Raw genomic sequence first — 12,820 nt, forward strand, 5'->3', positions numbered from 1 at the left:
TAAACGGCTGCCAGCTACTTTATCAGCTACTTTGCTTGGCTAAAAAATGCCCAGCACCTCTGATCTCAAACTTCTATCAACTACTTATATTTATCACGTTCAGCTTCCCAGTCGTATAGCTTGAAGCCCATTTCATCTAGAGCTGGGTTTAGTGATATCATGTGGCGGAAATGCTTCAGATCTAGATTTTCTAGTCGTTCCTGATAATCCGCAAAGAGCTTCTTATCCATGGCCTCCACAGCACAGCGAGCGCGGAAAAATATAGATCTATCAACTGTCTCCATGGCATCGATGATATGATTAATGCCAAGCTCTTTTTCACCTAGGTGAGTTAGAGCCTCCGCAGCCACAATGCCAACATCAAGGCATGGATCATCCAGTGATTTCATCAATGCTCCCTTGGCTGGCTGAGCATTCGCGCCCAATGCTAGACAGCCATGAGCGGCCCAGAATCTCACAGACTCGTTGTCATCTGAAAGTCTCTTGATCAGCTCAGGTAATTGGCTCGCATTCTTAGTGTCTACCATTTCAGCGGTTTCAATGATTCTATCAATGGGGAATCCCTCTTCTCGTACATAATGGAATGGGGTTATCACCTTGCCATAAATAGACTCAGGTACAAACGCAGGGTCTTTGACATCACGAACACGCTTGTTATTAACATCGCGCAGCTTGACTAACACATCCTTGTATTTTGCATCATTCGCCAAATTATTCACCTCCCAAGGATCATTGACGACATCGTACAACCCCTCACGATCTTTTGCTTCGTAGAGAGCGCGTTGGATCGCATTGCCCTCGCCAGCCTGATAGAGCGACTTCGTTTCCATCACACTTGGAAAACACCTCTTCTGATAGTCGCAAAATAGCGACAAAGGACGATGAGGCATATAGTTGCGGATGTAATGGAAATTCTCCCAGCGCACCGCTCGTGTCGTATCATAAAGCGAATCCATCCTCTCGCGAGCAAAGTACAAATACTCGGACTCCTCAGTATCTTGTTCACCTAAAAATGGTTTCCCCTCCATGTACTCAGGCACCTGCACACCTGCTAGACTGAGTACCGTTGGCGCAAAATCAGAAAAACCAACTAATCTATCAACGACCTCGCCCGGCTGAGCTGGCGCTAGATGTTTGAACTTCTCAGGAAAATAAATCAACAGCGGTACACGCGTGCCAGTTTCATATAGATACCTTTTACTGCGTGGCAAAGTCCCGCCATGATCGCCAAAATAAAAGACGATGGTATCATCAGCTAGACCTTCACGCTCCAGCTGTCTGAGCACGCGCCCCACTTCGGTATCCATCTCATTGATAGAAAAATAATACTTCGCCCATTCCTTTCGCACAGAGTCTGTATCCATCTGATAGGGAGGCACCAGCATCCTCGCCTTATCCTCTTCTGATGGCTCATGATCTTTCAGTCGAAGCTGAGCTGACTCATGGCTCGTTAGGATATTCAGGTGACAGAAAAATGGTTTATCTGCCGGTCGATTTCCAACGATGCTTATCTTTGATGGCTTATCATGTTTCCAGAATCTATCATTAATTCTCTCATCAAAAAAAGTATCCAGCATTTCGAACCCTTTGCTGTAGTTATAGTCGTACTTGTCTCTAAAAACATTGTAATAACCAGCTCTGCGCAGCAGCAGTAAATAGGCTTCGAACTCATCAGGAATAGGGAAATTACTGCGCATATTCAGCGTGCCCATGCGCTGAGCTGTATTGCCCATGAGTAGGGTAAATCGTGCCGGAGCACACACAGGAGCATTTGCATATGCCCACTCGTAACGCACACCTTCAGCCGCGAGTTTATCTAGCTGCGGCGTATCAGCAAGTGTATCGCCATAACAAGCTAATGTTGGGCTATTGTCCTCACTGCTGAGCCATAAAATATTAGGTAAAGGACTGCTTGCGGCACTTAGCGCCGATGCATGTGCTAGCCCGACTGCGACTAAGCCGAGTATATGTTTTTTTTCCACCATCTGGTTTAATAATCGTATCTGTTTTTGCTGGTTCTATCAATGATGACCTAACTCATCTCTGAGTGGACAAAAAAACTACCGACCAGCCAAAGTGTATGACCTATCACCATAGAGATCGTACAGAGCTAAGCGATGAATATTTCAATAATTAGCTAGATTCAGCTAAATACACACAGAGAGAATTGAAACTCACGCCCCGAGAACAACCGCAAGCAACTGACAAACAGACAGTTAAATAATAAACCACCAACTAAACACAATACCTCAAACCATCAAACAACTATGACTCAGCTGACTAGGAAAACGATAATCAACCCCTAGACAGATCACAAAAAACGACTAACTAACTTCAACACCCAGCCCTAACACTGCGTAGATTGGTGATCGCGTAGCCAGCCAGCTACACGACCACCTCGAGCATTCGAGCTAGAGAAAACTCCAGCTCGTCATGCCGACGATTTAACTGCTCAAATGGCCTTATTTCACGCCAATATACTCGCCAGTAAGCGGATTGTATCGCCCTCTAGCAGCATGCAAATCCTCAGGCCAAGGAATGCCATTGGGCAAATGATTTGGCGAACCAAAGAGAGGCGGAATATTATCTTTATTCCATTCTTCCCACTGTTTGCGCAGCTGCTGCATGCGCTCAGGCTCCTGCTGGCTCAGGTCAGTACTTTCGTACGGGTCATTATTTAAATTGAAGAGTTGTGGTGGATCGTCGCTAAAGGTGAAGAAATCCCTCGTTGCATGCACTAACTTCCAGCCACCTTTCTGGATCGCCCAGTTATCGCCCACGCGCCAGTAGATTGCATCGTGAGGCGCGCCTTTTTTCTTACCTTGGAGAAATGGAGTTAGATTAACACCATCGATAGCCTCTGGGATAGGCTGGCCAGCAGCAGCTAGAATAGTTGGCAGTACATCTATCTGCACCACAGGCTCACTGAAAACTTGCCCAGCTGGAATCTGTTTTGGCCAGCTGACGATGTAGGGCACGCGAATGCCACCTTCATAAATTTGTCCTTTCTGCCCACCAAATGGCACATTCCACGAACCGTTATCTTCAGGTTTGCCGCCGTTGTCTGAAATCGCAAACACGATCGTATTCTCACGCAAACCTAACTCTTCTAGCCGATCGAGAAATCGACCAATCTCAGTATCCATCTGCCACAGTTCTGCTAGCCCCTTGATGCGCTTCTCTCTTGGGGTATTAAACTGTCTATGGCCATCTGCATTTTTCGGCACCTCATAGCCATTTTTGTCGAAATACTCACGGATGCGTTCTTTGTAGTCACCAGTAGCCTCGTTAGGCCCGTGCATCGCCGTATAGGACATGTACATGAAAAATGGCTGTTCAGCCTCGTGCTGACGGTTCACAAAATCAATCGCCTTGTCGGTATAAACCTCACTCAGATACATTGACTTGTCATTAACCGTCACCGGTTCATCCCAAAACACAATGCCCTTTTCTACCTGAAATGAACGCAAGAAGTTTTGGTTCCCCGGCTCCACCAACCCCCAGTATTCGTCAAACCCACGCTTGTGAGGAAGCTGCTCAGCAGAACTGCCAAGGTGCCACTTACCAAAAGCAAAAGTACGATACCCCGCCTCCTTCATGTAGTCAGCCATCGTTGATTCGCTCAAGCGCAGCCCATCCAGAGTATTTTCATCTTGGCGGCGCGCGCCTTTGTGTTGCTCGTAGCCAGTACGCGCCTGATATTTACCAGTCACCAGCGATGCGCGAGATGGCCCACACATCGGCGAGGTCACGTAGCCATTCTCAAATCGTACCCCACTAGCTGCCAAAGCATCCATGCTAGGCGTCTGGGTATACACGCCTGCCTGATTCGCTCCAAGGTCGGCATACCCCATATCATCGATGTAGATGACAACTATGTTGGGTTTACTAACATCCTCCGCATTCACCGACTCAGCTGCAGCTATTGAGCTGGCTGATAGAAGAATACCTAGAGTTTTGATAACTTTCGTTTTGAAATTCATTACTTACAAAATACGTTCTAAAAACCTAACAATGGACAATTATTTACGTGATAATTTCCATGTAAACATAAATATGATTACGCTAAGAAAATTAGTGTCTTACACTAAATAAGCTCATACTACAGCCACCATTGCTCAGCCACCGCTGAGGCCACCCAGCTTTTTGGCAAATGAATGCCTATTCATAGAAAAAGACATCAAGGTTCATCAGTAGACGACGTATCTATGGGTAAGGCAATTGCCCCCAGCACCTCACCCTAGCTAGAATATTCTAATCAGAGCACTCATGAAAATGATCAAACACCTAATTTTAGGCGTCAGCCTAAGCCTAACAAGCCTGCTTTCCGCCGCAGAAAAACCCAACATACTCGTCATCCTGCTAGATGACATGTGCTACAATGCACTTGGCTACACTGGCAGTGAAGTCATCAAGACTCCTAACTTGGATAGCATTTGCAAGCAGGGAGTATTTTTCCCACAGGGCTACGTCACTCACGGCGTCTGCGCGCCATCTCGCGCTGGTCTCATGACTGGCCGCTACCAAGCTCGCTTTGGTTATGAAACACTCAGCGGCGGCATTGCCCACGCCACAGAGATCGAGCACGGCATGGATACTAACGAAATCACCATCGCCCAGTTGCTCAAGCCAGCTGGCTACAAATCAGCCGCCATCGGCAAATGGCACTTAGGTGAAGTGAAAAGATTCCTCCCTCTACAGCGCGGTTTCGACTATAACATGAAAGCTGTTGGCTACCCTACATTCAAAGACGCCAAAAAGAATTACCTGTTAATTAATGAAGAAAAGCAGCCGTGGCCAGAAGACGCCTACCGCACAGACCTTCACACGGATTACGCTATCAAGTGGCTGAAAGAAACCGCGCCCAAGAATCCATTCTTCCTCTACTATTCACTCAATGCCATGCATACGCCTATCGTCGCTCCGATAGGCAAGGAAAACTACGGCATCCATCCCTACGTTGGCATGATGGAAAATGTTGACCAAAACGTTGGTCGCCTACTCAGCACGCTCGACGAGTTAGGTGAAAGAGAAAATACTATCATCTTCTTCCTCAATGATAACGGAGGCATCACGCTACAAAAAGGAATCAAAGCAAAAGACCTGCCAAAAATTCAAGCCGCTATCAATAACGGTCCATACAAAGCTAACAAAGCAAGCCTCGAAGAAGGTGGCGTGCGCGTGCCATTTGCCATCCACTGGCCAGGAAAAATCGGCAGCAAAGAAGACTTCGCTGGCCCTATCATCAGCCTAGACATCTTCCCAACTATCGCGGCAGCCGCCGGTGTAGCTCTCCCAGCAGACCGTGAAATCGACGGCATCAACCTGCTGCCGTACCTAACTGGCAAAAAAGCACCACTTACCGATCGTCAATTTCTCTGGCGCTGGGGCCGCGGTCATGCCGTTCGCCAAGGTGACTGGAAACTTGTTTGGCCTGTAGACAAAAGTGTTTATGCAGCAGCGCTCAAACGTGAAGGCATCACACCAATCAAATCCAACAGACCAAACCCAGACCGCAGGTTTTACGCCGCTCCTCAGCTATACAATCTAGCAGACGACCCATCAGAAACCACTGATCTAGCTGCAAAATTCCCAGAGGTGCTAGAGCGCATGAAACAAGAGTCGGTTAAATTCGACGCCATCGCTAAACCATATACTGAGGGCGAAATGAGTACTTGGCCAAAGAAACCGTAAGCAAATAACTTTTCCATGTTAGTATAAAATTAAGGCGATCGCGCAGCTGCGCGATCGCCTTTTTTGTATTACTCTGCTCCAGCTAGAAAGTGCATACACTCACTAACCAGCTGGGAAGAAACTTATCTCCAAAGCTGTGCTCTCACAGCTTCTGTGTTTTTCTCGAAGGACTTGAATGAATCCACCTTAGCGCCGCCCCACATTCTATCAGCCATGACAGATAGAGGCAGTTGATAGTATTGCTCAAACCACTCATCAGCTTGATGCTCAGCCTTGTTGCACCACAGGCACACTTTGTAACCAAGCACCTGATCAGTAAGAATTGGCTTCCAATTTTCATACAAATAATCAGGACGCATGTAGCCATAATCGCCAGGTTTTCCATCGCCCGCCATCGGCGTTACGTAGAGTGAGTCTTTGCCTTCCTCTGGGGTAAGAATCACAGGATAACCTTCTGCTAGAATTGCATTCTGCCGCGGGCGGTTCCACACATTCACCACAATATCTTTGGCTGGATGAATGCTAGTTTCATTGCGTTTCTTTTTGTTCGGGCTGAAGTTCCACCAGTTCCAAATCTGTGTCGTTTTGCCGTGTGACTTTACCAGCTCGTTGACTTCATTGATCCAGTGAACAAAAATATCCCCCGGCATCTCGTAGCCCATAGCCTTCGCTGCGGCCACCATCTCTGGCGCTTGATTCTTCTCCGCATCATACTGCCACTCGTCACCACCAATGTGGAAATATTGACTGTCGAATAGCGGAATCCACTCGTTGAGCAGCTTGTTGATCCACTCACGGTTTTCCTCTTTAGAAACATCAATCACCCACGCGAGGTCTTTCTTGTTAGCTTCCTCACCCTGCCATTTTGCTTGGCGCATACTTGGGGATTTGAAGCCTAACTCAGGCGCATAATTAGTGATCCAGGTAGCGTGTGCCGGCAGATCAATTTCAGGTACGATCTCGATGTGATACTTAGCCGCGTAATCTTGCAGGTGGCGGATGTCTTTTTTCGAATACGCCTGCTCGCTAGCTAGCCCCGGATAAACATCACTCTCTAAGCGAAATCCATTCCACTCAGTGAAATGCAAATGCAGCACGTTCATCTTCAAACGAGCCATCTGACGCATCAGCTTCTCCAAAAACTCCACCTCAAAATAATGACGACCACAGTCTACCATGAAGGCGCGCTGCTTCACCTGAGGTTGATCTATCACTTTGCCTTTCATCACGCCATCAGCATTTCCAGCCAGCTGGCTCAATGTCTGCAAACCGTAAAAAATACCTGTGTTTGTTGATGCTGTTAGCTTGATCTGATCAGCCACTTCCAGCTGGTAGCCCTCAGCCCCCAGCTCATTGTTAGCTGCATCTAGCTGGATCAACAAATGTGCTGATTTAGCATCACCCTGCTTCACCGCAATCTTACTCACTTCGGACCACTCAGCTTTGAATATCTCCAACTCACCAGCTAGCTCCGCCTGCTGGCCACCTGCTACAAAAATACCTAACTCACTAGGCCACGCCAACACACCCTCTGCCTGCTGCCACTCCTGCGTCGCTGGTAAAGTTACTTGCTCATCACCAGCTTGCGCTACAGCCCCAGAAAAACTAACCCATACCCCCACAGCTGCTGCCATCAGGCCCGAGCTATAATAACGACTCCTCTGCATAAAACCATTCATCAACCAGATACTACGCATCCACATGCATTCATCTAGCATGAAGAAAGACCCGGTTTTTAACCTAAACGATTAAATCTAAACATTCTCAAACTCCTCTATCAAGGAGCGAAAACACAGCTCTCTATCAATCCACCAGCTGCTTCGCCTTGCGGATCGCTGCTTTTGCTCGGTCAGTTTGCATCACAATGATGCCATTTTCATCCACGACGAGGTGCGGAAGCCGAGCCGCTTTGAACACCGCTTGAATTGGCTGATCTGCTGCCTCTAGAGCAAAGCGAGTTTTGAAATCGGGGAATTGATTCGCTAACACCTCATCCACCTCCCGCTGCGGCCACGTCGTATGAATGATGAAAATATCCAGTTCCGGATTCTCTTTCACTAACTTCTCATGCAAAGGCAGTGTATTGCTAGACCACATCAGTGACCTGTCCATTGCCTGAAATAAGAATACCTTCACCTTGCCCTTAGCGTTCACATCCACTGGCTCGGCGTGATACCATTTCTCAATCTTCAGCTCCGGCATCGGCTGGCCAATCAAATCCACAGTGTTATACCTAGCGTCATGCCACTGGTAACTTGTTGGCTCAATGATTTGAATATTCTGGTCGCCAGTCTTAACCCGAGTTTTAGACCACTTGGTTCTGTCGGTGGGATCCCATTTCACGGTCAAGTCCAGCCAACCCGAAACCAAACCATCGATTTTGAATGAGCCATCTTTCAGACTAACATCTGTAAGCGCCGAACCATGTGAGTAAGCTAGCGATACAGGCTGCCTGTATCCATGAGCTTGTACGGTTTCCCCTTTCACGGGTTTACCGTGACGATCCAACAGAACTCCACTGACATGCTGATCAGCCTTAGGCAAAACAATATTTTCAACCCTTACTGATTCGCCAGCTATCACAACTATAGCATTGCTGTCACTTTCACCATAACCGCTATGAGCTACGGAGATGTTCAGCTCCACTCCAACTGGTGCCAGATTCTCAAAATGATAATGTCCATTCTTGTCAGTTAGTTGCTCTCGCCGCCACTCTTGTGGTAAACCTCCCCAGAGCATAACATTAGCGCCCATTATAGGAGCCCCCTCCTCATCTATAACTATCCCTGTAATCGCGGTGGATGGATCATTTTTCACCACGATCTTAGCTTCAGTTTCGCCTAACTTCCATTCCTGAAAAGTTGTGGAGTATAGCTCACCTTTTCTCACGAAGATCCTAACTAATTCGGTCTCAAGATTAGCCTCCTTACTGAAATCTTCCGAAGTGAATTCAAAAGCAAAACGACCTTCAGCGTCACTTAATTGATCCATTGGACCAAATTGTCTGTGCTGACTTTGGCTTCTAATAATGACCTCAGCCCCTTCTACAGCTAAGCCATTTACATCGACGACTTGTCCTTTGATCGAAGAAATAACTTCCTGGTTTAGAGCTGAAAATTCTATATCAACAGTCTTAGTCTCCCCTGCTCCGATTTCTAAAGAATAATATTCATTATTGTCAGCATAGCCCTCAGGGCGTAGCTGCTGATATTGAACTGTGCATTTTCCAGCTGGAACTCGGAGTTCATATCCACCAGCAAGTGATTCCCTTGTCTCACTATCAATCGGGCTCACCTTAACATAAGCCACCTTAGCTAAAGAAATAGCTGCAGCTTTGTTCTCACCTACACTCACTTTTTCAACGACCTTATCCCGAGGAGCTATAAATTCGTCAACTAAGGCAGGGGGGACATTCAGCAAAATTTCATAGGTTCCAGCTGGAAGCTGTTTAAAAGAATAGCGGCCCGTTTTATCAGTGAGCACGATGTCTCGATATAATTGGTCCCTGTTAAAAGCGTAAACCGCAACACCTTCGGCTTCACTGCCGTCGGGAAGAGAAACCTGACCGTCTAGATTACCTGCAGGCTTTAACTTAAAAGTACTAACACCATCAAGAGGAACGTAAGCCGAGGTAAAGAAAAGCGCTGTCTTGTTTGCAACGTTTGCGTAGGATTCCCAATCGTGGAGCAGATACGCCCTTGTAAACTCAGGAATGTTAGCAATGGTACAAAAACCTTGCTCATCAGTAACAGCTGAAAAAAGATCCTCTGCTAGCTCTCTTGGGATTCCTACGCCACCATAACCGAACCTACTCATTGGATGGTCACTAGGCAGCTGACGTAATAGCCTGCCAACCCTAACGTTCATTCCAGCAGCAGGAGTTCCATCAGCTTGGAAATACTGAGCTCTAGCTGATCTCACTTTTTCTAATCTCAAGGTAAACGTCTTCTCACCAGGTACGAGTTTTTTACTGTCATAATCACTAGCGATAAAAATTCCTTTGCCTGCTGCATAAGCTACAAAATCTACAGCATCACGACCAGACATGATGTCTCTTTCTTCTTTAGGGTAACTCGAGCTCGCATCAAATCGATACTCGCCAGACGCATCCGTCTTGCCCTTTGACAAGACATCATACGAGTTTGAATAGGCGGTAAACTTCCTCACATACACCGTAGCGTTAGAAGCTGGCTTACCAGCTGGATCGAGCACGGTGACGGTGACTATGTTATCTCCAGCTGGATCTAACTTCACGCCAGCTTGTGGTGCGGCAGGAGCCTTTTGCTGAGCCTCTTTTTCAAATTCAACTTCGAGTTCAATGGTTTCGCCAGGTTGCAACTCAATCTCGAACTCTTCTTTATTTGGCTGATATCCAACAGGTGCAGCACTCCCATTATAAAACTGAACCGTTTGCTTCCCCGTTCTAACTTTATGCCTAAACATTGCCATCATTCTAGGCTCATCCAATTCAATAGGCTTCTTTGTCAAAGCATCAAGCATCTTCCACTGGATAAAAGCCGCAGCCTCCATTTTGATAGGTTCCGTAGTGACTACCCCTCCTTCGAGAACAGACACTACTAGTTCCCCCTGCTTAGCAATATTTTGCTCTGACAGACTAGAGTAATTAAGTTCATATAAAGGTTTAGGTAAATGCCTAATAACAACACCATACGGTTTATCGGAATGAGGTAGCTGAGTTAGTTCAAACTTGCCCTCGTTGTCAGTGAAAGTTTCAGCATAGTAGTAATTATACATGCGACCATAGGCCCCTACTAGTACTCCATGAGCACCATTTCCATTCACGTCTAGCACCTGACCACGGATTGAAGACGCCGTCGCGAGGGTAAACACCTTTGATTCTCCGCCTAATAGATGGTTCTCCGTCAAAATTCCACTATTCTTACCGGTGAGGTTAGCGTATTCTTTGCCGTCATGCATTAAATAGACTCCTCCTGCATCTGGAATATAGGAAACATCGCACCATCCATCCAAATCTGTGACTCCAGTGAAGACCTGTGCTCCTAGCTCTCGGCCTAGGTCTACTGTACTAAGTGTTGGTCCAGGATCACCTAGTAAAACTGGCTTACTCAGTGCATAACTTTCAAAAAATACCGACAGTCCAACAGCTGGACTCTGATCAGGCTTCAAAAACCTTACCTTGGCGGAGGATGTCTTTTCTAACTTTATCTGCGCATTCCTCAATTCGCTGTCAATTTGAGAGCCAACACGTAACCAGGGATCAAAGTACACCCCTGACTTCTCCCCCTTTGCATGCAGGTGCAAATGGTTCAGCCCCTCATGTTCATGAAACAGCTCAGTCACATCAAAACGCATTATACCCAGAGCATCCGTCATTCCTGAATCAACGATGACATGTTCACCCCGCTCAGCTGAATACATCTGCACATACACCGTAGCGTTAGGCGCTGGCTGGCCAGCTGGATCGAGCACCTTGACGGTGACGATGTTCTCACCTATCAACTCTTCATTCTCGCTGGCTACTTCCTCTTGGATGACTTCCTCTTGGATGACTTCCTCTTGGATGACTTCCTCTTGGATGACTTCTTGTTGGAGGGTTTCCTCAGGGGCTTTGGTGAAGCCTGTGGAGGTGAAGATGCCGATGCAGGTGATGACAAATAGCGCTGAGAATAAACGTAATCCTTTGCGGTAGTTAGCGATGCCTAGCAAGCGATTTTTTAGATCAGCTGAACTTTCCAATACACTTACAGCGCCAACCATCGTTGGACTTTGGTGCATATTTTCTAGCAAGTTCAATAAGGCGTGACCGTAGCTGTCGCGGTGGTTTTCGCCAATTTTACTCAGCACCCAGCTATCGCAGGCGGCCTCAGCTTCGATGCGGATGCGCTTGCATGCTAGCCAGACCAGTGGGTTAAACCAATGCAGCACCTGCGCCACTAACATCAGCGCATTGAACCATAGGTCGCGGCGTTTCACATGACCTAACTCGTGCAGTAAAATCATTTCTAGATCAGCGCGTTCCAGCTCGCCTAGCAGCTGGCGAGGAAATAAAATCGTTGGCCGAAATAATCCGGTCACCGCAGGTGAGCCAACTTGATAGCTCAGTACCACTCGTGGCAGACGAGACATAACCGCCAGCTGGCCAGCCTGATTCAAAGCATCTATCAGCTCATCCGATTCTACTCTACGACCAGACCGGATCACCAACTGAAGATGGGTGATATTTACTAACAACATCACCGCAAATATAACGCAACCAGCAAGCCAAGCTCTCATCAGGTAGAGAGACCAGTCAATTTGGCTCACTTGATTTTCACTCAGTACTGGCTGCATTTCTGGCTGAGCAAACTCCTCCTGAATAGGCAAGACTGCCGACGGCGCCTCGGCTTCGCTGTACGAGAAGGACTCTGCATTTGGCTCAGCGGGTTCGACAAATTCCTGTGGCATTTCAGCTGGCGGACTCAGCTCAGCTAGCTGGTCCGTCGCAGCTGACTCAACTGACTCAACTGACTCATTTTGCTCAGCTGTCGCCACATCTCCCCTAGCAAACACAGTTTCCCACGATGTCTCAGCACTTGGCGGAGAAATTAAAAGCAACCTAACCACAACCAGCAAACTGAGCCCGTGGCGCCAGCTGGGAGCAATGCGTTTTCCTGCGATGAGCAAGAGTAGAAAAATGACCACAGCTAACACACTGGCTATCGCTGAGGCCTCGAGAACTTGTTCAAATAAGCCCATGATTACTTCTCCTCTTGTTTGGCTAGAAGTTCACGCAGCGCTTTAATTTCATCCTCATCCAGCTTGCGATTCGTCTGCAGGCTGTGAGCTAACAATGGCATCAACGAGTTTCTGCAGATGCGCCCGAGAAACGAACTCGTTTCCTGTTGGGTCGCCTGCTCTTTCTCTATCAGCGGGGAGTAAAAATAACGATTGCCTTCCGTTTTGTAGCTCAGCACCCCTTTTTTCACCAGGCGACCTAGCATGGTTTTCACCGTTTGTGGTTTCCACGCCTCTTCTTTACTCACCGCGCTAACAATCTGTTGCGCGCTCAGCGGGCTACTCGCCCACAGTACCTCCATCACCTTCCACTCGGATTCAGAAATCTTGCCATCACTCATAATGACTACATGTGTAATCAGATCGATTA

6 protein-coding genes are annotated in these 12,820 nt (G+C 47.3%); 1 reads left to right on the forward strand and 5 read right to left on the reverse strand.

Going from position 1 to position 12,820, the window contains the following annotated elements:
• Positions 1–80: 80 nt before the first annotated feature.
• Both JIN82_RS07175 and JIN82_RS07180 read right to left on the reverse strand, forming a co-directional pair.
• The gene (locus JIN82_RS07175) at positions 81–1,985 is read right to left on the reverse strand and encodes a sulfatase-like hydrolase/transferase (RefSeq protein WP_200310956.1); all 1,905 of its coding nucleotides are present in this window, start codon (positions 1,983–1,985) and stop codon (positions 81–83) included.
• 477 nt (positions 1,986–2,462) lie between these two features.
• Positions 2,463–3,983: a sulfatase family protein gene (locus JIN82_RS07180; RefSeq protein ID WP_200310957.1), complete on the reverse strand. Its 1,521-nt coding sequence runs from the start codon at positions 3,981–3,983 to the stop codon at positions 2,463–2,465.
• A gap of 286 nt (positions 3,984–4,269) precedes the next feature.
• Here JIN82_RS07180 and JIN82_RS07185 point away from each other — a divergent pair, with 286 nt between their 5' ends.
• Positions 4,270–5,694 carry a sulfatase-like hydrolase/transferase gene (locus tag JIN82_RS07185; RefSeq protein WP_200310958.1) on the forward strand — a complete coding sequence of 475 codons (1,425 nt, stop codon included), beginning with the start codon at positions 4,270–4,272 and terminating at the stop codon, positions 5,692–5,694.
• Between the two features lie 122 nt (positions 5,695–5,816).
• Here the strand turns inward: JIN82_RS07185 and JIN82_RS07190 are convergent, their stop codons facing one another.
• The 3 genes from JIN82_RS07190 to JIN82_RS07200 all read right to left on the reverse strand — a co-directional run bounded on the left by JIN82_RS07190 (position 5,817) and on the right by JIN82_RS07200 (position 12,791).
• On the reverse strand, positions 5,817–7,397 hold the full coding sequence (locus JIN82_RS07190) for a family 20 glycosylhydrolase (RefSeq protein WP_234041849.1): 1,581 nt from the start codon (positions 7,395–7,397) through the stop codon (positions 5,817–5,819).
• Positions 7,398–7,497: 100 nt separating this feature from the next.
• Complete coding sequence (locus tag JIN82_RS07195) at positions 7,498–12,411, reverse strand: M56 family metallopeptidase (protein WP_200310960.1); 4,914 nt, start codon at positions 12,409–12,411, stop codon at positions 7,498–7,500.
• A 2-nt stretch (positions 12,412–12,413) separates the two neighbouring features.
• Positions 12,414–12,791, reverse strand: a complete 378-nt coding sequence (locus JIN82_RS07200) for a BlaI/MecI/CopY family transcriptional regulator (RefSeq protein ID WP_200310961.1) — start codon at positions 12,789–12,791, stop codon at positions 12,414–12,416.
• Positions 12,792–12,820 lie beyond the last annotated feature (29 nt).

The sequence above is a fragment of the Persicirhabdus sediminis genome, from assembly GCF_016595495.1.
In the GTDB taxonomy this organism is placed as follows: domain Bacteria; phylum Verrucomicrobiota; class Verrucomicrobiia; order Verrucomicrobiales; family Akkermansiaceae; genus Persicirhabdus; species Persicirhabdus sediminis.